This window comes from Streptomyces sp. R33, from assembly GCF_041200175.1.
Lineage (GTDB): Bacteria > Actinomycetota > Actinomycetes > Streptomycetales > Streptomycetaceae > Streptomyces > Streptomyces katrae_B.
Map to the genome: position 1 here is coordinate 1,068,540 of NZ_CP165727.1, position 22,814 is coordinate 1,091,353.

General features: G+C 71.9%; 22 protein-coding genes and 1 pseudogene. 18 read left to right on the forward strand and 5 right to left on the reverse strand.

All coding sequences use genetic code 11. From position 1 onward, the window contains the following. The first annotated feature begins 78 nt into the window (after positions 1 to 78). The 9 genes from AB5J51_RS05365 (at position 79) to iolD (ending at position 9,945) form a co-directional block, all read left to right on the forward strand. A complete protein-coding gene (locus tag AB5J51_RS05365) occupies positions 79 to 1,134 on the forward strand; it encodes a sugar ABC transporter substrate-binding protein (protein ID WP_369776998.1) in 1,056 nt (351 codons plus the stop codon). Beyond that, on the forward strand, positions 1,131 to 2,207 hold the full coding sequence (locus AB5J51_RS05370; protein WP_369776999.1) for an ABC transporter permease: 1,077 nt from the start codon (positions 1,131 to 1,133) through the stop codon (positions 2,205 to 2,207). Before AB5J51_RS05365 ends, AB5J51_RS05370 begins: the two co-directional genes overlap by 4 nt. Further along, entirely contained in the window at positions 2,204 to 3,016 is an 813-nt protein-coding gene (locus tag AB5J51_RS05375) for an ATP-binding cassette domain-containing protein (protein WP_369777000.1), read from the forward strand. The genes AB5J51_RS05370 and AB5J51_RS05375 overlap by 4 nt, the downstream gene beginning before the upstream one ends. Before the next feature lie 59 nt (positions 3,017 to 3,075). After that, positions 3,076 to 4,119, forward strand: coding sequence for a Gfo/Idh/MocA family oxidoreductase (locus tag AB5J51_RS05380; protein WP_369777001.1), 1,044 nt, complete (start codon positions 3,076 to 3,078; stop codon positions 4,117 to 4,119). Continuing rightward, a complete protein-coding gene (locus tag AB5J51_RS05385; RefSeq protein WP_369777002.1) occupies positions 4,116 to 5,033 on the forward strand; it encodes a TIM barrel protein in 918 nt (305 codons plus the stop codon). Before AB5J51_RS05380 ends, AB5J51_RS05385 begins: the two co-directional genes overlap by 4 nt. Next, positions 5,030 to 6,103 (forward strand): 5-dehydro-2-deoxygluconokinase, encoded by a 1,074-nt coding sequence (iolC, locus tag AB5J51_RS05390; RefSeq protein WP_369777003.1) that lies wholly within the window; start codon positions 5,030 to 5,032, stop codon positions 6,101 to 6,103. The genes AB5J51_RS05385 and iolC overlap by 4 nt, the downstream gene beginning before the upstream one ends. Continuing rightward, positions 6,100 to 7,032, forward strand: coding sequence for a deoxyribose-phosphate aldolase (locus AB5J51_RS05395; RefSeq protein ID WP_369777004.1), 933 nt, complete (start codon positions 6,100 to 6,102; stop codon positions 7,030 to 7,032). The genes iolC and AB5J51_RS05395 overlap by 4 nt, the downstream gene beginning before the upstream one ends. Before the next feature lie 73 nt (positions 7,033 to 7,105). Then, on the forward strand, positions 7,106 to 8,023 hold the full coding sequence (gene iolB, locus AB5J51_RS05400) for a 5-deoxy-glucuronate isomerase (protein WP_369777005.1): 918 nt from the start codon (positions 7,106 to 7,108) through the stop codon (positions 8,021 to 8,023). Beyond that, entirely contained in the window at positions 8,023 to 9,945 is a 1,923-nt protein-coding gene (gene iolD / locus AB5J51_RS05405; RefSeq protein WP_369777006.1) for a 3D-(3,5/4)-trihydroxycyclohexane-1,2-dione acylhydrolase (decyclizing), read from the forward strand. The genes iolB and iolD overlap by 1 nt, the downstream gene beginning before the upstream one ends. Before the next feature lie 90 nt (positions 9,946 to 10,035). Here iolD and AB5J51_RS05410 read toward each other — a convergent pair whose 3' ends face one another. Both AB5J51_RS05410 and AB5J51_RS05415 read right to left on the reverse strand, forming a co-directional pair. Further along, positions 10,036 to 11,253 carry a cytochrome P450 gene (locus AB5J51_RS05410; RefSeq protein ID WP_053789134.1) on the reverse strand — a complete coding sequence of 406 codons (1,218 nt, stop codon included), beginning with the start codon at positions 11,251 to 11,253 and terminating at the stop codon, positions 10,036 to 10,038. Then, positions 11,250 to 11,966, reverse strand: a complete 717-nt coding sequence (locus AB5J51_RS05415) for a tRNA-dependent cyclodipeptide synthase (protein WP_267887513.1) — start codon at positions 11,964 to 11,966, stop codon at positions 11,250 to 11,252. Before AB5J51_RS05415 ends, AB5J51_RS05410 begins: the two co-directional genes overlap by 4 nt. Before the next feature lie 425 nt (positions 11,967 to 12,391). On the opposite strand from AB5J51_RS05415, the gene AB5J51_RS05420 reads away from it, so the two are divergent. Further along, positions 12,392 to 13,411, forward strand: coding sequence for a glutathione S-transferase family protein (locus tag AB5J51_RS05420; protein WP_369777007.1), 1,020 nt, complete (start codon positions 12,392 to 12,394; stop codon positions 13,409 to 13,411). A 4-nt stretch (positions 13,412 to 13,415) separates the two neighbouring features. Beyond that, positions 13,416 to 14,138: a DUF72 domain-containing protein gene (locus AB5J51_RS05425; RefSeq protein WP_369777008.1), complete on the forward strand. Its 723-nt coding sequence runs from the start codon at positions 13,416 to 13,418 to the stop codon at positions 14,136 to 14,138. Positions 14,139 to 14,179: 41 nt separating this feature from the next. Here AB5J51_RS05425 and AB5J51_RS05430 read toward each other — a convergent pair whose 3' ends face one another. Together AB5J51_RS05430 and AB5J51_RS05435 are read right to left on the reverse strand one after the other, a co-directional pair. Further along, positions 14,180 to 14,410, reverse strand: a complete 231-nt coding sequence (locus AB5J51_RS05430) for a hypothetical protein (protein WP_136223892.1) — start codon at positions 14,408 to 14,410, stop codon at positions 14,180 to 14,182. Between the two features lie 123 nt (positions 14,411 to 14,533). Then, the gene (locus AB5J51_RS05435) at positions 14,534 to 15,007 is read right to left on the reverse strand and encodes a DUF6328 family protein (protein WP_053789131.1); all 474 of its coding nucleotides are present in this window, start codon (positions 15,005 to 15,007) and stop codon (positions 14,534 to 14,536) included. A 226-nt stretch (positions 15,008 to 15,233) separates the two neighbouring features. Between AB5J51_RS05435 and AB5J51_RS05440 the strand changes: the two genes are divergently transcribed. The 7 genes and pseudogenes from AB5J51_RS05440 (at position 15,234) to AB5J51_RS05470 (ending at position 21,041) form a co-directional block, all read left to right on the forward strand. Continuing rightward, the gene (locus tag AB5J51_RS05440; protein WP_053789130.1) at positions 15,234 to 15,791 is read left to right on the forward strand and encodes a type 1 glutamine amidotransferase domain-containing protein; all 558 of its coding nucleotides are present in this window, start codon (positions 15,234 to 15,236) and stop codon (positions 15,789 to 15,791) included. A 61-nt stretch (positions 15,792 to 15,852) separates the two neighbouring features. Beyond that, positions 15,853 to 16,395 (forward strand): hypothetical protein, encoded by a 543-nt coding sequence (locus tag AB5J51_RS05445; protein WP_136223891.1) that lies wholly within the window; start codon positions 15,853 to 15,855, stop codon positions 16,393 to 16,395. A gap of 1 nt (position 16,396) precedes the next feature. After that, positions 16,397 to 16,909, forward strand: coding sequence for a hypothetical protein (locus AB5J51_RS05450; protein ID WP_136223890.1), 513 nt, complete (start codon positions 16,397 to 16,399; stop codon positions 16,907 to 16,909). Positions 16,910 to 16,954: 45 nt separating this feature from the next. After that, a pseudogene (locus AB5J51_RS05455) lies at positions 16,955 to 17,755 on the forward strand (ribonuclease BN); the annotation flags it as partial. Positions 17,756 to 17,832: 77 nt separating this feature from the next. Next, complete coding sequence (locus tag AB5J51_RS05460) at positions 17,833 to 18,840, forward strand: cation diffusion facilitator family transporter (RefSeq protein ID WP_369777009.1); 1,008 nt, start codon at positions 17,833 to 17,835, stop codon at positions 18,838 to 18,840. 219 nt (positions 18,841 to 19,059) lie between these two features. Next, positions 19,060 to 20,658: a cytochrome c oxidase subunit I gene (gene ctaD / locus AB5J51_RS05465; RefSeq protein WP_053789346.1), complete on the forward strand. Its 1,599-nt coding sequence runs from the start codon at positions 19,060 to 19,062 to the stop codon at positions 20,656 to 20,658. Beyond that, positions 20,655 to 21,041, forward strand: a complete 387-nt coding sequence (locus tag AB5J51_RS05470) for a cytochrome c oxidase subunit 4 (protein WP_133895892.1) — start codon at positions 20,655 to 20,657, stop codon at positions 21,039 to 21,041. Before ctaD ends, AB5J51_RS05470 begins: the two co-directional genes overlap by 4 nt. 13 nt (positions 21,042 to 21,054) lie before the next feature. Here AB5J51_RS05470 and AB5J51_RS05475 read toward each other — a convergent pair whose 3' ends face one another. Then, positions 21,055 to 22,692, reverse strand: coding sequence for a cytochrome bc complex cytochrome b subunit (locus AB5J51_RS05475; protein WP_369780222.1), 1,638 nt, complete (start codon positions 22,690 to 22,692; stop codon positions 21,055 to 21,057). Positions 22,693 to 22,814 lie beyond the last annotated feature (122 nt).

Below are 22,814 nucleotides of genomic sequence, written 5' to 3' on the forward strand. Positions count from 1 at the left end.
CGGCCGGCGCACGTACTCCCCCTTCAGGGCCGACACCTCGCCTCCGGCCCCGCAGCCCCTCATCGGAGGTCGCACCCCATGAACGTGAACCACTCCGCACCCGGACGCCGACCCTCCGCGTCCCGCAGACGCAACCTGCCCGGCCCGCTGCCCACCGCCGCGGTCGCCGTGGCGCTCGCCTTCGCCGCCGCCTGCAGCGGCCCCGCCGCCGAGGGCGGTTCCGCCAAGAGTCCGGCCGCCGGCGCGTCCGGCGCCAAGCCGGCTGCCGGAAACGGATCCCTGCACATCGCGGTCATCAGCCACGGCGGTCCCGGCGACGCGTTCTGGAACGTGGTGAAGAACGGTTCCACCGACGCGGGCAAGCAGCTCGGCGTACAGGTGGACTACAACTCCGACCCGGACCCCTCCGGCCAGGCCAAACTGATCGACAACGCGGTCGCCCAGCACGTCGGCGGCCTGGTCGTCTCGATGGCCAACCCCGACGCCCTCCAGAGTTCGGTCAAGGCCGCCGTCGCGGCCGGGATCCCGGTGATCACCATCAACTCGGGATCCGCCAAGAGCCGCGAGTTCGGCGCCATCGGGCACGTGGGCCAGGAGGAATCGGTCGCCGGTGAGGGCGCGGGCGCCAAGCTCAGGCAGAGCGGACGCCACAAGGTCCTCTGCGTGATCCACGAGGCGGGCAACATCGGCCTCAACCAGCGCTGCGACGGCGCCCGCAAGGGCTTCGGCGGCGACGTGGTCAACCTCCAGGTCGACGCCGCCAACCCGACCGACGTACTGTCCCGGATCCGCGGCGCCCTCCAGGCCGACCCCGCGGTCGACGGCGTCCTCACGCTCAACGCCCAGATAGCCGCGACGGCCACCGAAGCGGTCAAGGCCCTCAACTCCAAGGCACAGGTGGCCACCTTCGACCTCAACACCGACGTGATCGGCGCCGTCAAGGCCGGCACCATCACCTTCGCCGTGGACCAGCAGCAGTACGAGCAGGGTTACCTGCCCGTCGTCATGCTGAAGCTCCAGCACGACAACGGCAACACCGTCGGCGGCGGCCTGCCCGTTTTCACCGGCCCCGCCTTCGTCGATGCGTCCAACGTCGACCAGGTGGCGAAGTACGCGGCCCGGGGCACCCGATGACCGCAACCTCCCCCGCCCGAACTACCCCCGCCACCCCGCAGCAGGGTTCCGGGCCGGACGAGCGGCTCGCCCGGCGCGGCCCACTGGGCCGGCTGCTGTTGCGGCCCGAACTCGGCGCCCTCCTCGGCGCGTTGCTCGTCTTCACCTTCTTCTCCGCGGTCACCGGCCAGTTCCTCAGCCCGCTGGGCGCGGCGACCTGGCTCGACGACTCGGCGACGCTCGGCATCGTCGCCGTCGCCGTCGCCCTGCTCATGATCGGCGGCGAGTTCGACCTCTCCGCCGGGGTGATGACGGCGTCCACGGCCCTGGTGACCGCACTGCTCTCGGTCGAACTCGGCTGGAACGTCTGGCTCGCGCTCCTCGTCGCGCTGGCCTTCGCCCTCGGCGTGGGAGCCCTCAACGGCTGGCTGGTCATGCGCACCGGGCTGCCGAGCTTCATCGTCACCCTCGGCTCGTTCCTCGCCCTCCAGGGCCTCAACCTCGGCGTGACCCGCGCGGTGACAGGAAGCGTGCAGGTCAGCGGTATGCGCAGTACGCCGGGCTTCGAATCGGCAGGCTATGTTTTCGCCTCCACCATCGACATCGGGGGGACGTCGTTCCAGATCTCGCTGGTGTGGTGGGTCGTGGCGACGGTGCTCGCCTCGCTCGTCCTGATGCGCACCCGCGGCGGAAACTGGATCTTCGCGGTGGGCGGCTCGGCACTGAGTGCCCGTCAGGTGGGCGTACCCGTCGAGCGTACGAAGATCGTGCTGTTCATGACCACGGCGACCGCCGCCTGGCTGGTCGGCACCATCAACATCCTGCGGTTCACCACCGTGCAGGCCAACCAGGGTGTCGGGCTGGAGTTCCAGTACATCATCGCCGCGGTCATCGGCGGCTGCCTGATGACCGGCGGGTACGGCTCGGCGGTCGGCGCCGCGATCGGCGCGCTCATCTTCGGCATGGCCCGCCAGGGCATCGTCTTCGCCCAGTGGAACAGCGACTGGTTCATGGCGTTCCTCGGCGTGATGCTGCTCTCCGCCGTCCTGGTCAACAACACGTTCCGGCGTCGGGCGGAAAGGGTACGGCGATGAAGGACGCATCCCGGGCGCTGCGCCCGCTGCTGGAGGCCAAGGGCATCGGCAAGTCGTACGGCTCCGTCATCGCGCTGCGCGACGTGAGCGCGGTCGTCCATCCCGGCCAGGTGACCTGTGTCCTGGGCGACAACGGAGCCGGCAAGTCCACCCTGATCAAGATCCTGGCCGGTGCGCACCAGCACACCGGCGGCCAACTCCTCCTCGACGGCGAGCCGGTGCACTTCCCCTCACCGCGCGCGGCACTCGACCGGGGTATCGCCACGGTGTTCCAGGACCTCTCGGTCGTGCCGCTGATGAGCGTGTGGCGCAACTTCTTCCTCGGCTCCGAGCCCGTACGCCGCTTCGGGCCGGTGCGCCTCCTCGACCGGAGGTACGGCCGGGATACGGCCCGTACGGCACTGCGCGAGATGGGCATCGACCTGCGCGACGTCGAGCAGCCGGTCGGGACGCTGTCGGGTGGCGAGCGGCAGTGCGTCGCCATCGCGCGGGCGGTCCACTTCGGGGCCCGGGTGCTCATTCTGGACGAACCGACCGCGGCGCTCGGCGTCAAGCAGGCCGGTGTGGTGCTGCGTTACGTGGCACAGGCGCGGGACCGGGGTCTCGGCGTGGTCCTGATCACGCACAACCCGCACCACGCCTACCCGGTCGGCGACCGGTTCCTGCTCCTCAAGCGGGGCCGCAGCCTGGGCTGTTTCGAGAAGGCCGACATCTCGCTGGCCGAGCTGACCCGCCAGATGGCCGGCGGAGCCGAACTCGAGGCCCTGGAGCACGAACTCCGCTCGCCCGAGCCCGCGCCCGCCGACTGACGACAGCCCGGCCACTCCCTCTTCTCCCCCTGCTCTCCGCTCCGTCGAAAGGCGACACCATGCGCGTCGGTCTTCTGGGAACGGGCCGCATCGGCTCCTTCCACGCCAGAACACTGGCCACCCACCCCGCGGTCACCGAACTCCTGGTGGCCGACACCGATCCCGCCCGCGCCCACGACGTGGCGGGCACGCTCGCGGACGCCCGGGCATCCGTCGCCGCTCTCGACTCGGTCGAGGCCGTGCTCCGGGCAGGCGTCGACGCCGTGGTCATCGCGACCGCCACCGACGCCCATTCTGATCTGATCATCCGCGCCGCCCGGGCCGGGCTCCCCACGTACTGCGAGAAGCCGATCGCCACCGACGTACCGGGCACCCTCGCCGCTCTGCGCGAGGTGGAGCGCTGCGGCACCGCCCTCCAGCTCGGCTTCCAGCGGCGCTTCGACGCCGGGTACGGTGCCGTCCGCGAGGCGGTCCGCACCGGCGGCCTCGGCTTCGTGCACACCATCCGGGCCGTCACCGCCGACCCGGCCCCGCCGCCGGCCTCGTACGTCCCCACCTCCGGCGGCCTCTTCCGGGACTGCTGCGTCCACGACTTCGACATCGTCCGCTGGGTCACCGGCCGCGAGGTGGTCAGCGTCTTCGCCACCGGCTCCAACCTCGGCGAGCCGTTCTTCTCCGAGGCCGGTGACGTCGACACGGCGGCGGCGCTCCTGACCCTCGACGACGGCACCCTGGTCAGCTGCAACGCCACTCGCTACAACGGCGCCGGGTACGACGTGCGCATGGAGGTCTCCGGCAGCCGGGGCACCCTGGTCGCCGGCCTCGACGCCCGGGCTCCGCTGTACTCGGCCGAACCCGACGGCCCCAAGGCTCCGGCCGACCCGTGGCCCGATTTCCTCGCCCGCTTCCACGACGCCTACGTCGCCGAGCTGGACGCCTTCCTCGATGTCGCGCGGGGCCTGCGCCCCACCCCCTGCAGCGGGCACGACGCCCTCGAGGCGCTGCTCGTCGCCGAGGCCTGCGAACTCTCCCGGCGGCTCGGCAGCCCGGTCCGCGTCGACGACGTCCGCGCCGGAGCCGGAGCCGGAGGGGATGCCCGATGAGCACGGCGGACACCACCCGGCCCCTGGCCGCCCGGATCGCCGCGGCCCCGATCTCCTGGGGCGTGTGCGAGGTCCCCGGCTGGGGCCATCAGATGTCGCCCGCCCGGGTGCTGCGCGAGATGCGGGAACTGGGCCTCACGGCCACCGAGTTCGGGCCCGACGGATTCCTGCCGGATGCCCCGGGCGAACGCCTCGCCGTACTCGGCGCGCACGGCATGCGCGCGGTGGGCGGCTTCGTCCCCGCCGTGCTGCACGATCCGGACTTCGACCCGCTGCCCGCGGTCCGCGCGGCCCTCGCCGCCTTCGCCGCCTGCTCCGCGGACACGCTCGTACTCGCCGCGGCCACAGGCCTGGACGGGTACGACAGCCGCCCGAGCCTCGGCTCCGACGGCTGGCGCACCCTCCTCGCCCGCCTCGACTCCCTCGCCGCCGCCGCCCGCGAGTACGGCATCACCGCCACCCTCCACCCCCATGTGGGCACGATGGTCGAGCGGGTGGACGAGGTCCTGCGGGTCCTCGACGGCAGCGGCGTCCCTCTCTGCCTGGACACCGGCCACCTCCTCGTCGGCGGCACGGACCCGCTCGCGCTGGCCCGCCGGGACCCCGGCCGGATCGCCCACGTCCACCTCAAGGACGTCGACGCCGGGGCGGCCGAGCAGGTCCGCGCCGGCCGGCTCGGCTACACCGCCGCCGTCGCAGCCGGCATGTACCGGCCGCTCGGCCAGGGCGATGCGCAGATCGCGGAACTGGTCGGGCTGCTGGAGGGCAGCGGGTACGACGGCTGGTACGTCATGGAGCAGGACGCCGTCCTCACCGCCGAGCCCGCGCCCGGCGAGGGGCCCGTCCGTGACGTCACCGCCGGGCTGCGGCTCCTCGCCGATCTCGGCGCCGGCCGGTGGGCGGTCGGCCGATGAGCACCACGGGCACCGCTGCGGGCGGGGGCCGGATCCCGTCGTACGACCTGGTGGCCCTGGGCCGCGTGGGGGTCGACCTCTACCCTCAGCAGACCGGCGTGCCCCTGGCCGATGTGCAGACCTTCGCCAAATCGCTCGGCGGTACGGCCACCAACGTCGCCGTGGCCGCCACCCGGCACGGTCTGCGCACCGCGGTCGTCACCGGGGTGGGGGAGGACCCCTTCGGTCCGTACGTACGGCGGACGCTGCGCGCGTTCGGTGTGGACGACCGCCAGGTGGTCACCGTCCCCGGCACTCAGACCCCGGTGGTGTTCTGCGAAATGCACCCGCCGGACGACTTCCCGCTCGTCTTCTACCGGCGGCCCGTCGCCCCCGACCAGTGCATCGCCCCGGACGCCCTGGACCTCGACGTCATCCGTGCCGCGGCGATCGTCTGGATCACCGGCGGCGGACTGGCCGTCGACCCGTCCCGGAGCACCACCCTGCTCGCGGCGGCCCGGCGCGCGCCCGGCGCCGACGTGGTGTTCGACCTCGACTGGCGCCCGTCCTTCTGGGACGACCCGTCCGAGGCCCCCGCCTGGTACGCGCAGGGTCTGGAACTCGCCACCGTCGCCGTCGGCAACCGCGACGAGACCGAGGTCGCCGTCGGTACCCGGGACCCCGACCGGGCCGCCGACCTGCTGCTGGAGCGGGGCGTACGGCTCGCCGTCGTCAAGCAGGGACCGGCGGGCGTCCTGGCCCGTACCGCCACCGAGGAGGTCCGGGTCTCCCCCTTGGCGGTCAAGGTCGTCAACGGACTGGGCGCCGGTGACGCGTTCGGCGGCGCGCTGGCCGCCGGGCTGCGCCGGGGCCGGCCGCTGCGGGAGGTCGTCGAGACCGCCAACGCGGCCGGCGCCCTCGTCGCCGGACGCCTCGCGTGCGCCGATGACATGCCCGAACCCCACGAGATCCGGGCGCTGCTCGCCCGCCACTGGCGGCGGCGTCCGGACGATCCGGTCCTGGCCGTCCCGCCGGCCGCACACCGGCTGAGGGACCCCCGTACCGAAGGCCACCGAGAGATGATCGTATGACCGAGACCGCCGTGGCCGCCACGCCGACCGCATGCTCCCCGCCCCTCGTGCGGCGGCCGTTCGACCTCAGCTCCCTCACCGAGCTGCGGGCCTGCGACCCCGAGGCCGTCCGACTGCTGGTCCGCCGGCGCCCGCGGTTCGACCGGGCACGGCTGGCCCGCCCGATGTTCGTCCTGGCCGCCGACCATCCGGCGCGCGGTGCCATGGCCGCCGGCGGCGACCCCGCCGCCATGGGCGACCGGCACGAGCTGCTGGCCCGCTGCGCCGAGGCGCTCGCGCGTCCCGGTGTGGACGGCTTCCTCGGCACCGCCGATCTGGTCGAGGACCTGACCCTGCTCGGGGCCCTGGACGGCAAGCTGGTGCTCGGCTCGATGAACCGGGGCGGCCTGAGCGGCGCCACGTTCGAGATGGACGACCGGTTCACCGGGTACGACGCCGCCGGCATCGCCGACTCCGGTCTCGACGGCGGGAAGATGCTGCTGCGCATCGATCCGCACGACTCGCGCACCATCAGGACCCTGGAGAGCGCCGCCCGGGCGGCGGACGCGCTCAACGAGCGATCGCTCATGGCGATGATCGAACCGTTCAGCTCCCGCCGGCAGCGGGGCAGGATCGTCAACCTGCTGACCGCGGACGAGCAGATGTGGGCGAACAACATCGCCCAGGGCCTGGGCCGTACGACCGCGCACACCTGGCTGAAGCTCCCGATCGTCGCGGACATGGAACGGATGATGTCCTCGACGACGCTGCCGACGATGCTGCTGGGCGGCGAGGGCGGCCCGGACCGCGACGCGATGTACGAGTCCTGGCGCCAGGCCCTGCGCATCCCGCAGGTACGCGGGCTCATGATCGGGCGCACCGTGCTGTATCCGCCGGACGGGGACGTCGCCCGGGCCGTCGACACGGCCGTCGGCCTGCTGGACCGCTGAACCCCTGCCGCCTCATCCCGCCCTCCCCCGCCCGCCTCCCGCCCTCGCGCCGGCCCCGTACCAGGAGCACCACGTGACACATCTCCACCTGCCCGACGGCGCCGCCGCGCGGGACGGCTACCGCTGCCGGATCGACCCGGAGTCCGCCGGCTGGACCCACACCTCCCTGCGGATCCTCGACCTGGCACCGGGCGGCTCCCACACCCTCGAAACCGGCGACAGCGAATGGATCCTGCTGCCGCTGTCCGGCGCGGCCGAGGTCGTGTGCGAGGGTGCGCGGCTGCTGCTGCACGGACGTCCGGACGTGTTCAGCGCCGTCAGCGATTTCGCGTACCTGCCGCGGGACGCGACGGCCCGGGTCGACTCGGCGGGAGGAGGCCGTTTCGCTCTCTGCGGGGCCCGCTGCACCTCGAAGCTCCCGCTGCGCTACGGACCGGCGTCCGGGGTGCCGGTCGAGATCCGCGGGGCCGGCCGGGCCGCCCGCCAGGTCAACAACTTCGCCTCCGCCGAGGCCTTCGAGGCGGACCGGCTGATCGCGGTCGAGGTCCTGACCCCGGCCGGGAACTGGTCCTCGTACCCGCCGCACAAGCACGACCAGGACCGGCCGGGCGTGGAGTCCCGGCTGGAGGAGATCTACTGGTTCGCCATCGGCGAGGGTCCGTGCGGGAGCGCGCGCAGCGGCGAGGGCAAGTGCGAGGGCATGGGCTACCACCGCGTCTATCCCTCGGGCGCGGGCGGTCCCTCCGACGTCCTGGCCGAAGTCCGCACGGGTGACGCCGTCCTGGTGCCCGACGGCTGGCACGGTCCGTCCATGGCCGCTCCCGGCTACCCCATGTACTACCTCAACGTGATGGCCGGTCCGAGCGCGGAGCGGCGCTGGCTGATCTGCGACGACCCCGCGCACGCCTGGATCCGCGGGACCTGGCCGGACGAGCCCGCGGACCCCCGGCTGCCCCTCTACACCGCCCCGTCCCCGGAAGGCACGCGCTGATGCTGCCCCCGCCCGACACCGCCTCCGCAGCCGACTCCCCCGCGGTCCGGCTGACCACCGCGCAGGCGCTCGTACGCTTCCTCTCCCGCCAGTACACGGAGCGCGACGGCCACCGGCAGCGCCTGATCACGGCCTGCTGGGGCATCCTCGGCCACGGGAACGTGGCCGGCCTCGGCCAGGCGCTGGCCGAGGCGGCGGCGCAGGACCCTGCGGGCCTGCCCTTCCTCCAGGGCCGCAACGAGCAGTCGATGGTCCATGCCGCCGTCGGGTACGCCCGCCAGAGCGGGCGCCTGAGCACGCACGCGGTGACCACCTCGATCGGCCCCGGTGCGACCAACCTCGTCACGGGGGCCGCCCTCGCCACGATCAACCGGATCCCGGTGCTGCTCCTGCCCGGCGACGTGTTCGCGGGCCGGCCGGCCGACCCGGTGCTGCAACAGCTCGAGACCCCGTGGGCCGGCGACGTGAGCGTGAACGACACGCTCCGGCCCGTCTCCCGCTTCTTCGACCGGATCTGGCGGCCGGAGATGCTGATCCCCGCGGCACTCCAGGCGATGCGGGTGCTCACCGATCCGGTCGACACCGGCGCCGTCACCCTGGCCCTCCCCCAGGACGTCCAGGCCCAGGCCCACGACTGGCCCGAGGAGTTCTTCGCCGACCGGGTGTGGCACATCCGCCGCCCGCAGCCCGACCTCGGCGAACTCGACCGCGCCGTACGGCTGATCCGGGCCGCCGAGCGCCCGCTGATCGTGGCCGGCGGAGGCGTCCACCACAGCGCCGCCGAGGATGCACTGCGCGCACTGGCGGACGCCACCGGGATCCCGGTCGCCGAAACGCAGGCCGGGCGGGGCGTGCTGGACTGGGACCATCCGTCGGCCCTCGGCGGCCTCGGCCACACCGGGACGGCTGCGGCCAACGACGTGGCGCGACGGGCCGACGTGGTGATCGGCGTCGGCACCCGCTGGAGCGACTTCACGACGGCCTCGGCCACGCTGTTCGCCGGGCCCGGCGTCCGGTTCGTCAACGTCAACGTCGCGGCCTCGGACGGCCACAAGCTCGCCGGGCAGCCGCTGGTCGCGGATGCCCGCGCCGCCCTGGAGGCGCTGACCGCGCGCCTGGGCACGTACCGGGTCCCGGAGAGCCACCGGGCGCAGTACCGCGACGGGGTGGCGCGCTGGCAGCGCGCCGTCGACGAGGCCGTCGCGGCCCCCGACGGCAGCCGCCCGCCCACGCAGGCCCAGCTGCTGGGCGTCCTGGGCGAACTCCTGGAGCCGACCGACGTCGTCGTCAACGCGGCCGGATCGATGCCCGGCGATCTCCACAGGCTGTGGCGTCCGCGCGAGCGCCGCCAATACCACGTCGAGTACGGCTATTCGTGCATGGGTTACGAGATCCCGGCCGCGCTCGGTGTCCGGCTCGCCGCGCCGGAGCGCGAGGTGTTCGCGCTGGTGGGCGACGGCACGTACCTGATGATGCCGACGGAACTGGTGACGGCCGTCCAGGAGGGCATCAAGATCATCCCCGTGCTGGTGCAGAACCACGGCTACGCGTCCATCGGAGCCCTGTCCGAGAGCGTGGGCGCGGAACGCTACGGCACCGACTACCGCTTCCGCACGGCCGACGGGCGCTATGCGGGCCGTCCGCTGCCGGTCGATCTCGCCGCCAACATGGAGAGCCTGGGAGTCGGCGTGCTGTGCCCGCGCACGGTCGCGGAGCTGCGGCAGGCGGTGCTCGACGCCAGGAAGGCGGAGCGGCCCACGGCGATCTACGTCGAGACGGCGCCCCCGGCACCGGACCTGCCGGCCCTGGCGTCCCACGCCTGGTGGGAGGTCGCGGTGGCGGAGGTCTCCGCGTCCCCCGCCGCCCGCGAAGCCAGGAAGCGCTACGAGAGCGAGAGGCGCGCCCAGCGCCGGCACCTGTGACCGGTGCGGACGGTCCTCAGATGCCCGAGACCGGCAGCCGGGCGTCCCGGCTGCCGGTACCCGAAGGCGCCTAAGGGGCGTCGTCAAACGTCACCAGAGCACGGGCATCCGCTCGGGGATGCGCTTCATGAACCCGGTGCGCCACACGAGCTGCTCGATCGGCACGGCGAGGTCGAGGCCGGGCAGCCGCTCGAGCAGCACCTCGACGGCGATCTGTGCGTGCCGCTTGCCGAGGGCGGTGGCGGGGCAGTAGTGGCCTCCGCCGCCGAACGACAGGTGCGCGTTCGGGTTCGGCCGGTCGAGGCGGACGGTGTGCGGGTCCTCGAATTCGGCGGGGTCGTGGTTGGCGGCCTCGACGAGGACGAGGACGAGCTCCCCCTTCTGCACGGTGACGTCGCCGAGCTGCATGGTCTCGGTGGCGATCCGGGGCAGGCCGTCGGCGATCGACAGGTTGATGCGCAGCAGCTCGTCCACCGCGGCCGGGATGAGCGCCGGGTCGGCGATCAACTGGGCCTTCAGTTCGGGGTGCTGGATCAGGGAGACGAGTGCCATGGTGAGGAAGCCCATGACGCTGATGACGCCCGCGCCGAACATCGTGACGCCGACGGTGGCGAGCATCTCGTCCGTCAGGTGCGCGTAGTCGGGGTCGTCCCGCAGGGCGGCGAGTTCGGACATGAGGCCCGTCGTCGCCGGGTCGTCGAGACGGGCGATCATGTGGCCCATGTCGCGGTCCCAGTTGATGCCCGCCGCGGGGATGGTGCGGGGGCTGTTCATGAACGCGACGTGCAGCGACCGGTAGAGGTCGGGGCCGTCGCTCTGGGGGATGCCGAGGATGTGGCAGTGCAGCCCGGTGGAGTAGGGGACGGTGAAGTCGCGGCGCAGGTCGGCCGGCACCCCTGTCGCGACCAACCGGTCGACGAGCGCGTGCGCGTGGCCGGTCAGCCATGCCTCCAGCCCGGGGGCCTTCGGGTTGAGGGCCTTCATCACGGCCTTGCGGAGCCCGGCACCCGTGATGTTCCCCATGTTGTTGACCACCTCCGGGGGGATGGTCAGCGCGTACTGGCGGGGCGCACCCGGTGCGGAGGTGTCCTTGAGGGAGAACCGCGGGTCGTCGAGTACCTGCCTGCACAGTCGATAGGAGGACACCAGCCAGGCCTCTGCTCCGGCTATGGTGCGGACCTTTTTGACCGGCTCTTCGGTGAGCAGGTGCGCGATCTCGTCGGGCAGTCGCGTGCCGTTGGCGTCGAACGGGAACCGGGTGAGCTCGTCGGCGGCGGCGGCCGTGGAGGGGTCGATGGTGGTGGTCATGCGGGGCGGTCCTGTTCTTCGGGTGCTTCGGCGGGGGTGATGACGGCGTGGCCCTGATTGCGCGAGGCGCGCAGGCCCCAGCCCCGTGCGTACAGCAGCTCTGCCAACGGCAGTGCCTGGTGGTAGCAGTTGAGCGAGGAGGAGACCCCGAGAATGGCCGGGGTGTCGAGGAACAGGGGTACCTCGGCGCACACGTACTTGATGCACACCTCGCGCTGCAACTCGGTGGGCGGTTGGCCGTTCAGCTTGTCGGCGAGGAACCGGGCCGCGAGTTGGTCGCACACCTCGCGGAACTCGGGGTCGTCGGTCATGAGGGTGTCGAGCCGGGAGCGGATGCGCTGGTAGGCCGGCAACTCCAGGAGCGCGGACATGGGACGGCCGCGCAGCCGTTCCCCCTCGGGGTCGAGGGCGGCGACCGCGGCGGTGACCTTGGCGCGGACGCCGCGGAGGTTCTTCACCGCCTTGCGCTGCGCTTCGACCTCGGGGTAGCCGAGGGCCACGAACATCTCGGCCACGTGCATGTCGGTCCAGATGAGATCGACCTGCCGGAAGTGTTCGAGCCCCCACCGGGCGAGGTCGAGCACGCGGTCGTGGGTGAAGTAGGAGTTCCCGGAGGAGATGCCGATGACGGCGTGGTCCCCCTCGTCATGGATCACCTGGCAGTGAGGCGTATAGGGACGGACGGCGAAGATGCCTTGAATGGCAGTCGTCAACGTGAGTAATTCCCCTGCGCCGCTAGTCCCGGCAGGGCCGTGTGCCCTGGGTGTGGCGGCGCGCGAGATGACGCTAGCCGAGAACATGTCAGATGATCTAGAGCTACCGGCCGGTTACTCTACGGATTTCGTTGCGGCCGAGGCGGAACCGAGGGGCGGACGCATGCTGGCGACACCCCGTGTTCACCCGCAGGTCAGCTGCCCGACAGCCGTCCGCGGCTGCGGATTGCGCACTCCGGCGCACGTCATACCGAGTCCGGTGGCGACCCGCCGGCAGCCCGTCGGATCCGGCGCAAACCGATGCACCGGAGCTGGATTGCCTCGGCGGACGAGGCGGCCGGGGCGAAGAAGAAGCTCGACGCCGAACCGCACCGATTCCCGCCGTATCCGCGTTCGACGCCGTGGTTCCCGGGTAGGCGGTCCGCGTGAGCTATGTGACGCGAGGCAAGGAGTACTCCCGCGACGACCGGTACCTCACCACCCGGATCACCGCCGACGGACGCGACGGCTTCCCCGTGGAGCCCGGCCGCTACCGTCTGGTGGTCAGCCGCGCCTGTCCCTGGGCCGGCCGGTCCGTGATCGTACGGCGGCTCCTCGGGCTGGAGGCGGCTCTGCCCATGGCCGTCGCCGGGCCCACGCACGACGAGCGCAGCTGGCGGTTCGACCTCGATCCGGGGGGCCGCGATCCGGTGCTCGGGATCGAGCGGCTGCAGGAGGCCTACTTCGCCCGCGATCCCGGATACGACCGGGGCATCACCGTCCCGGCGATCGTGGACGTACCGAGCGGCCAGGTCGTGACCAATGACGTTCCGCAGATCACGATCGCCCTGTCCCTGGAGTGGGAGGCGTACCACCGCAACGGCGCGCCGGCCCTCTACCCGCCCGCCCTCCGGCCGGAGATCGACGCCGTGAACGAGGTGGTGTACCGGGACGTGAACAATGGCGTCTACCGGGCCGGGTTCGCCGGGTCGCAGGAGTCGTACGCCGATGCGTACGAGCGCCTGTTCAGCCGGCTCGACCGGCTCTCCGCGCGCTTGGAGGGCTCGCGCTACCTCGTCGGTGACACGATCACGGAAGCGGACGTACGGCTGTTCACCACGCTCGTCCGGTTCGATGCCGTCTACCACGGCCATTTCAAGTGCAACCGGCAGAAGCTGTCCGAGATGCCCGTGCTCTGGGCGTACGCCCGGGACCTCTTCCAGACACCCGGCTTCGGCGACACGGTCGACTTCGACCACATCAAGAGGCACTACTTCACGGTGCAGGACGACATCAACCCGACCGGGATCGTGCCGGTCGGCCCGGACCCGTCGGGCTGGCTCGCACCGCACGGCCGCGCAGCGCTGGGCGGGCGCCCCTTCGGCGACGGCACACCACCCGGCCCGGTCCCGGCGGCGGAGGTCGTCCCGGCCGGCCACAACCCCGCTCCCCCCGTAAGCCGGTGACGACATGCCCGTACGCGTCGGCACCTCGGGATGGCAGTACCGGGACTGGGCAGGGGTCCTCTATCCGCCCGACCGGCCCCAGCGGTTGTGGCTGGAGGTGTACGCGGAGCACTTCGCCACCGTGGAGAGCAACAACGCCTTCTACAAGCTGCCTTCTGCGGAGACCTTCGCCCAGTGGCGCGAACGCACGCCCCCGGGCTTCGTCATGGCGGTGAAGGCCAGCCGGTACCTGACGCACATCAAACGACTGCACGAACCGAAGGAACCGGTCCACCGGCTGATGACGCACGCGGCCGCCTTGGGCGACCGGCTGGGGCCGATCCTGCTCCAACTGCCCCCCACCCTGCGGGCCGACCCGGACGCGCTGGACGGCTGCCTGGCCTGTTTCCCGGCCGGCACCCGCATCGCCGTCGAACCGCGGCACGAGTCGTGGTGGACCGCGGACGTGCGCAAGGTCCTCACGGACCACCGGGCCGCCCTGTGCTGGGCCGACCGCGGCTCGCGGCCCGTGACACCGCTGTGGCGGACCGCCGAATGGGGATACGTGCGGTTCCACGAGGGACGGGCCGATCCGGCGCCCCGGTACGGCCGGACGGCACTGCGCTCCTGGGCAGCCCGGATCGCCGACACCTGGCCCGCGGACGCCGATGTCTTCGCGTACTTCAACAACGACTCGGGCGGGGCCGCCGTCGTCAACGCCCGCGCGTTCGTCCGACTGGTCGGGTGACCGGCCGGGCACCGCTGTGACGGGTGAACCCGAGGCCGGGATCAGCCTGCGGACCCCCGCTCCCGGCGGCGGGTCGTGCGCGGCGGCTCGGTCGCCTTGTCCGGCTCGTTCGGCCGGTCCAGCCGGCTCGCCTCGTCGGTGTCCGCCGCCCGGACGGGCGGCAGGTCCTTGCCGTCGGCCCCGGCACGGGGCGCGACGTGCGGGGCACGGCGCCGTTCCTTGTCACCGTGATCGTGCAGGGGGGCGCCTCCGGCGCCGCCTTGGTCTTCCATGGCCCGTCCCTCCTCGTGCGTCATCCGGCCCCCGATGTCCGGCGCCTGCCCGGACGCCACCGGCCAAAACCTGCGATCGCCCTGCGCGGCCGGCCCTTCACGCGGCGTACCAGACGCCGCGCGTCACCCCTTCCTGGTCTTGCTGCGCAGGAGCATGCTCGGCATGACCAGCCAGCAGATCGCGAACCAGCCGGTGACACAGGCGGTCACCGGCCAGGCGATCCAGTGCGAGGTGGCGACCCGCAGCAGGAGCAGCACCGAGAGGGTCACGGTCAGCGCGAGGAGCACGATGCCGGTGGAGACCAGCCGCCCCGCCGCCCTGACCAGTTGCGGCTTGAGGTGGTGGCCGGCCAGCAGTTGGTGGTAGGCGACCGGGGCGATCAGGGTGCCGGTCGCCAGGGCGCCCAGCGCCACGGTCACGACGTACAGGCCGCGGTCGAAAAGGCCCAGCTCCTCGAAGCGGGCCGTGAAGGCGACGCTGAGCAGGAAGCCGAAGAGGATCTGGGCCCCGGTCTGGGCGACGCGGACTTCCTGGAGCGTCTCGTTCCAGCGGCGGTCGGCCCACTCCGCCGGGGTCTCGTCCCGATCGTCTGACATGGGAGCCGACCTCCTCCGGATAGGGAACGGCCGGTCACCGGTACCCGCCGCTCGCGAGCCTATTGCGACACCGCGCCGGGACCTCGGCGACACGGTGTCGGCGAGTGGGCCTCCTCCGGCCCTTGGCCGGGCCGCGCTGATTGAGACGCTTCCGTCCGGGCAGGCGCCGCAGGTACGAGAGGAGCCCGCGGTGCCGCAACCGCCTGACCGAACGAGGTGTCCCCCGATGCGTATCGCCTTCCTCACGGCGCCCGAGGGCGTCGAGGAGATCGAACTGACCGAGCCCTGGCAGGCCGTGCTCGACGCCGGATGGAACCCGCGGTTGGTGTCCACCCAGCCCGGCCGCGTCCGCGCGTTCCGGCACTTCGCCCCCGGGGGCACGTACGGCGTCGACCACGTCCTGGCAGGTGACACGGCAGAGGCCTTCGACGCACTCGTGCTGCCCGGCGGCGTCGCCAACCCCGACGCGCTGCGGATGAACGAACTGGCCGTCGGTTTCACCCGGAGCTTCTTCGAGGCGGGCAAACCCGTCGCCGCGATCTGCCACGCCCCCTGGACGCTGGTGGAGGCGGACGTCGTACGGGGCCGGACCCTCACGTCCTGGCCCAGCCTCGCGACCGACATCCGCAACGCGGGCGGCACCTGGGTGGACGAGAAGGTGCACGTCTGCCACGCGGAGCCCGCCACGCTGGTCACCAGCCGCAAACCGGCGGACCTGGAAGCCTTCTGCGGCGCCTTCGTGAAGGAGTTCGCCGCATCCGGCGCCGCGGTCGGCAGCACCTGATGGCACTGACGGCCCGCCACCGCACCACCCCACCGACGAGCCCCCGGAACGGAGGCCCACCATGTCAACAGGCACACTCATCGCCGTCATCGTGATCGCGGCGATCGTGGTGATCGCGCTCGGCACAGCGCTGTGGATGCGGTCGCGGCGACGCCACCTGCAGGACCGGTTCGGACCGGAGTACGAGCGCACGGTCGAGCAGGAGGGCGGCCGGCTGGCCGCCGACCGCGAGCTGCACGCCCGCGAGGAACGCCACGCCGATCTCGACATCAAGGAGCTCCCGGAGGAACGCCGCCGCGCCTATGCGCAGGAGTGGAGCGGCGTCCAGGAGCACTTCGTGGACCGCCCCGAAGGGTCCGTGACGCAGGCCGACGAGCTGGTGACGCGGCTGATGAGGGAGCGGGGCTATCCCACCGACGGGTTCGACGCCCAGGTCCGCGACCTCTCGGTGGCCCATGGGGACACCCTCCAGCACTACCGCGCGGCGCACGCGGTCAAGGTGCGCAGCACCGAAGGACGGGCGACGACAGAAGAGCTCCGCGGGGCGATGGTGCACTACCGCGCCCTGTTCGCCGAGCTGCTGAGCGACCAAGGAGGTCGATGACATGCGCAACGACGGCATCCAGGACCGCGGCGAGGGCGAGGAACGCCTGGGCGGCAGCGGTCTCAGCACCGAGGACCTGGCGGACCCCGGCCGCACGCAAGGGGCGGCGGTCTACCCCGGTGAGGCCACAGCACAGGAGGAGGACCGGGACGAGGACCGGGACGAGGAGCGCGGCGCGGGAGACGACGCGGGGGCGCCGACCGCGGAGCGGAGCTCTTCCGGCGTGGACGAAGGCGAGGACGAGAACGAGCCCCTGCTCGACGCCAAGGAGGCGGAGGAGTACCGAACGACGTGGCGTGAGATCCAGGGCCGTTTCGTGGACGACCCCGAGGACGCGGTGCGGTCCGCGGACACCCTGGTCGCGGAGGTGATGCAGACGCTCGCCCGTTCTTTCGCGGACCACAAGCAGGCGCTCGTCGACCAGTGGGGCCGCGGCGAGGAGGTCGCCACGGAGGACCTGCGGCTGGCACTGCAGCGCTACCGTTCGTTCTTCAACCGGCTGCTGAAGACATGAACGCACCCGACGGCACGTTCCCCGGCGGTGCGTTCCCCGGCCGAGATGACCGGCACTGAGGAGCCCGGTCGGCCGTCCCGGCTGGGGCGGGCGGGCAGCGCGCTCCGCCGTGCGCGGGCCGGACGCCGTTGGGTTCGCGTGCAGGAACTGGATCTGTGGCAACGCTCGCTGGGGTTCGCCGCCCTCGGGTTCCTGACGCTGGTACCGCTGCTGATCGTCGTATCCGCCGCGGATGCCGCCGACGGGCAGGGTTTCGCGCAATGGCTGGGGGACGGCCTCGGCGTGTCGGCGGCCGCCCGGCTGGAGATCGAACGCCTCTTCGCCCTGTCCGGCCAGGCGTGGCGGACCACGACGGCGTTCGGGCTGGCCCTGCTCGCCGTCTTCGGCCTGTCGTTCGCCACCATGGTCCAGAACGGCTACGAGAGCATCTGGGGCCTGCCACCCGCCCGCTGGTGGGCGCGGTGGCGGCACGTCCTGTGGCTCGGCGTACTGACGGGCGTCCTGTACCTGTCGGCGATCTCCGCGCCGTGGCGCGGCTCCCCGGCCCGGGGCTTCGTGACGGTCGTGATCGGCGCCCTGTTCTTCTGGTGGTCCCAGCGGCTGCTGCTCGGCGGCCGGGTCGCATGGACCGCCCTCCTCCCCGGCGCGGCGGCGACCATGCTGGGGCTCCTCGGCCTGCGGGTCTTCTCACGGCTCGTGTTCTCACCGCTGATCGCGTCCAGCGCCGTCACGTACGGCCCGTTCGGAACCGTCCTCGTCATCCAGGCCTGGCTCGTCGGCGTCGGCTTCGTCGTCTTCGGCGGCGCGCTCCTCGGCCGCCTGGTCCACGACGAGCTGCTGCTCCGTACGCACCCTGCACGCGCGGACGAGCGCGGCCTCCGGCGCCGCCGGTTAGCCGGTCGTGCCCCGGGCATGCGGAGGGCATGGGCACAGGGCGTACGGCCGGTTCCGGGGGAAGCCCGGCGGAACGGGACAGCGAGACCCGGTTCACGGTGTGGGTGGCCCTCGCGGCCAATCTGGTCATCTGCGTCGCCAAGGCCGTCGGTGGCGTCATCGCCGCCTCTCCCGCCCTGCTGTCCGAAGCGGCCCATTCGGTGGCCGACAGCCTCAACGAGGTGTTCCTGCTGGCCTCGGTCAAGCGCAGCCGGCGGCCGGCCGACCGACGGCACCCCTTCGGCTACGGCAAGGAGCGCTTCTTCTGGTCGTTGCTCGCCGCGGTGGGCATCTTCGTCACCGGAGGCTGCTTCTCGGTGTTCCAGGGCATCGAGGCGTTCCGTTCGGGCGGTTCCGAGTCCCACGAGGGGTATGTGATCGGCTTCGTCGTGCTCTTCGTGGCGCTGCTCGCCGAGGGGGCCTCCCTGGTCCGTGCCGTCCTCCAGGTCCGCGGCGCGGCCGCGGCCGCCGGGCACGGGATGCGCGAGGAGATCCGGGAGGGCCGCGACCCGGCGCTGCGGACCGTCCTGGCGGAGGACAGCACCGCCTGCGCGGGCGTCCTGCTGGCCATGGCCGGGATGGGCCTCCACATGGCGACCGGACAGATGGCGTACGAGGCGTCCGCCTCCATCCTGATCGGCGTCCTGCTGGTCTACGTGGCGTACACGCTCGGCAGGAACGCCCGCGCCCAGTTGATCGGCGAGGCGGCCGAGCCCGAGGTGCAGCGAGGGGTGAAGGAACTGCTGCTGCAGCAGCCGGAGATCGACTCGGTCACCGCCCTGCTGACGATGCGCCTGAGTCCGGATTCCGTGCTGCTGGCTGCGAGCGTCGACCTCACGGCCGGGTACGACAGCGAGACCGTCGAGGACGCCATGGTCCGCATCCGGACCGAGCTGAAGAGGCGCTGGCCCGAGCTGGGCCAGGTGTTCCTCGATGTCACGGACGCCGCGGCAACCCACCGCGCGGCGGCCCGCGACCGGGGCCCGGCGCGTACCTGAACTGCCCGCCCACAGCGCCTGCGCTCCTCGATGCGGGTAACTCTCGGCGGCGCGCCGTCGCGCTTGGTCGGTGAAGGTGATGCCGGGTGCCAGGCTGGGCCGACAGGCCGTCGGCCGGCCGGCCCGTCATCGCTACTGGAGGCCCTGGTGTCGCTCACTGACCCGTTGTCGGCAGCAGCGGAGGCGGAGCAGGACGACGAGCGGGTCACCGGTGCACGGGTGCGGGCGGGGTCGCAGGTGCTGCGCCTGTTGTCGACCACCGACCACAAGGTGATCGGCAACATGTACCTGGTCACCGCCTTCGGCTTCTTCCTGTTCGGCGGTGTGCTGGCCCTCGTCATGCGGGCGGAGCTGGCCCGGCCCGGACTGCAGATCGTCTCCGCCGAGCAGTACAACCAGCTCTTCACCCTGCACGGCACGATCATGATGCTGCTGTTCGCCACCCCGACGTTCACCGGCTTCGCCAACGCGATCATGCCGTTGCAGATCGGCGCCCCGGACGTCGCCTTCCCCCGCCTGAACGCCTTCACGTACTGGGTGTTCCTCTTCGGGGGCCTCACCGTGATCAGCGGACTCCTGACCGCGAACGGCTCCGCCGCCTTCGGCTGGTTCGCGTACGCACCGCTGAACGGGGCGGCGTACTCCCCCGGTGTGGGCGCCGACCTGTGGGTGATGGGGCTGGCGGTGTCGGGACTGAGCACCATCCTCGGTGCGGTGAACTTCATCGCGACGATCGTGTGCCTGCGGGCGCCGGGCATGACCGTCTTCCGGATGCCGATCTTCACCTGGAACGTGCTGTTCACCTCGATCCTGGCGCTGCTGGCGTTTCCGGTGCTCACCGCTGCGCTGCTGGTTCTGGAGGCGGACCGCAAGTTCGGGGCGCACGTCTTCGACGCGGCGTACGGCGGCGCGCTGCTGTGGCAGCACCTGTTCTGGTTCTTCGGCCATCCGGAGGTGTACATCGTGGCGTTGCCGTTCTTCGGGATCGTCAGCGAGATCATCCCGGTGTTCAGCCGGAAACCGATCTTCGGCTATGCCGCCCTGGTCGGTGCGACGATCGCGATCACGGGACTCTCCGCCACGGTGTGGGCCCATCACATGTTCGCCACCGGCGCCGTGCTGTTGCCGTTCTTCTCCCTGCTGTCGTTCCTCATCGCCGTTCCGACCGGGGTGAAGTTCTTCAACTGGATCGGCACGATGTGGGGCGGGTCGCTGTCGTTCGAGACGCCGATGCTGTGGTCCATCGGATTCCTGGTGACGTTCCTGCTGGGCGGTCTGACCGGAGTCCTGGTGGCCTCGCCGCCGATGGACTTCCATCTCACCGACAGCTATTTCGTGGTCGCCCACCTGCACTACGTGCTCTTCGGCACGATCGTGTTCGCCACCTTCGCGGGCTTCTACTTCTGGTGGCCCAAGCTCACGGGCAAACTCCTCGATGAGCGCCTGGGCCGGATGCACTTCTGGACCCTGTTCACCGGCTTCCAGCTGACCTTCCTCGTCCAGCACTGGCTCGGCGAGCAGGGCATGCCCCGGCGGTACGCCGACTACCTGGCGGCCGACGGGTTCACCCTGCTCAACACGCTCTCCACCATCGGATCCTTCCTCCTGGGGCTGTCCTTGCTGCCGTTCGCCTACAACGTGTGGAAGACGGGTCGCCACGGCAGGCGCGTGGACGTGGACGACCCGTGGGGTTGGGGCCGGTCCCTCGAGTGGGCCACCTCCTGCCCGCCGCCCCGGCACAACTTCGAGGCGCTGCCCCGGATCCGGTCGGACTCGCCCGCCTTCGACCTGCACCACCCCGAAGTGGTGCCCCGGTGAAGGCGGAGGCGTGGCTGTTCACCGGTGTGGCCGTGTTCTTCGCCGTCACCGGCGGCGTCTACGCGGCGTTCTCCAGTGATCCGGCGGGGATCGCCGCCTTGTCGGTGTCGTTCCTCATGTCGGCGCTGGTCGCCGCGTTCCTGTGGCGGCAGTACGGCCGCGGTGGCCGACGTCCCGAGGACACCGGCGATGCGGAGATCCGTACGGGCGGGGGCAGGGAGTTCTCGTTCCCCGCGAGGAGCTTCGCGCCCGTGATCACCGCCACCGGTACGGCGCTCATGGGCATCGGCGCCGTTCAGGGGCTCTGGCTGGCCCTCATCGGCGCCGGCGTCGTGATCCCGGGACTGTTCGGATTTGTGTTCCGCCCGGGTCAGGACGCCTGATCCGGTCCGGGGGTCAGTGCTCGGCTGCGGGCCCGGTCTCCTCGGTGTCCGGGCCGGCCAGCACGGCAGCGACGCGGATGCGCTGCGCCTCGGTCAGCGGCGGCACCAGCTGATCGCGGTAGTACCAGTGGCTCAGTCCCCACCTCAGCCGCTCCGCAAGGCCCCGTACGGCCGGACGCCGCTCGCCTGCGGTCCGGCCGGGCAGGGCCACCCGTACGGGCGCCGGCACGCGGTGGACGGAGCGCACGTAGCGCTCCGCCCCCGTCGCCGGCCGGTGCGCCGGGTGGAAGCCGCCCTCGACCGACTGGCGTACGTCGTCCGTCGCCAGTCCGCTCTCCAGCGCCCTGACGTCCTCCTCCTGCAGGGCGAGACAGATCCGACGGGTGAGCCAGAAGGATGCCGCAGGCACGACGAGCAGGGCGCAGCGCAGCGCCCAGGTGATCGCCGCGACGGGGATCTCGGTGATGAAGGCGATGATGTCCTGCGCGCCGGCCAGCAGCAGGATCGTGTAGGCGGCGAGCACGGCGACGCCCAGCGCGGTGCGGGCGGGCCGGTGGCGCGGCCGGTCGCACAGGTGCTGCTCCCCGCCCTCCGGGGTGATCCAGCGTTCGAAGAACGGATAGCCGTACAGGCCGGCGAACAGCAGTCCCGGCAGGACGACGCCCGCGATCAGTGGATTCCACGTCAGGGTGTGGCCCCACAGTCGGGTTTCGAAGCCCGGCATCAGCCGCAGGGCCCCTTCCAGGAAGCCCACGTACCAGTCCGGCTGGGACCCGGTGGACACCAGGTCGGGGCGGTACGGCCCGTACGCCCACACGGGATTGATCTGCGCCAGCGCGGCGAGCGCGGACAGCAGGCCGGCGACCATGAAGAACAGCCCCGCGGACTTCGCCGTGTACTGGGCGAAGAACGGCTTGCCCAGCACGTTGCGGCCGCTGCTGCCGGGGACCGCCCACTGCGTGTGCTTGAGGTGCACGACGAGCAGCAGGTGCAGCGAAACCAGGGCGACGAGCAGTCCTGGCACGAGGAGGATGTGCACGGGGTAGAGCCGGGACACGATGTCCTCGGCCGGGAACTCGCCGCCGAAGACGAAGAGGCTCAGGTACGTGCCCACGACGGGCAGCGACAGCATGATGCCCTGGGCGGTGCGCAGCCCCGTACCCGACAGCAGATCGTCGGGGAGCGAGTATCCCGCGAAGCCCTCGACCAGCGTGAGCAGCAGCATCGTGACGCCGACCACCCAGTTCACCTCGCGGGGCCTGCGGAACGCACCGGTGAAGAACACCCGCAGCAGGTGGACGCCGATCGCGGCCACGAACACGAGGGCCGCCCAGTGGTGCATCTGCCGGATCAGCAGACCGCCCCGCACGTCGAAGCTGATGCGCAGCGTGGAGGCGTAGGCGGAGGAGACGGGCAGGCCGTTCAGGGGGACGTAGGAGCCCTGGTAGGTGACCTCGCGCATGGACGGGTCGAAGAAGAACGTGAGGTACGTACCGGTCAGCAGCAGCACGACCAGGCTGTAGAGGGCGATCTCGCCGAGCAGGAACGCCCAGTGGTCCGGAAACGCCTTCCGCACCCCGCCCTTCGCCACGTCCAGCAGGGGCAGCCGTGCGTCCAGGCCGAACACCGTACGCCTGGCCGAGCGTCGCATCACGCGGACCGCACGGGCCTTCTTCCTCTCGAGAACCACCGGCTCCACGCCCTCCTCGCATCCGCCGACCGGGCCCCGACGGCATGGGAGGAGCATCGCGCGCCCGCGGCCCGCGGCCCGGT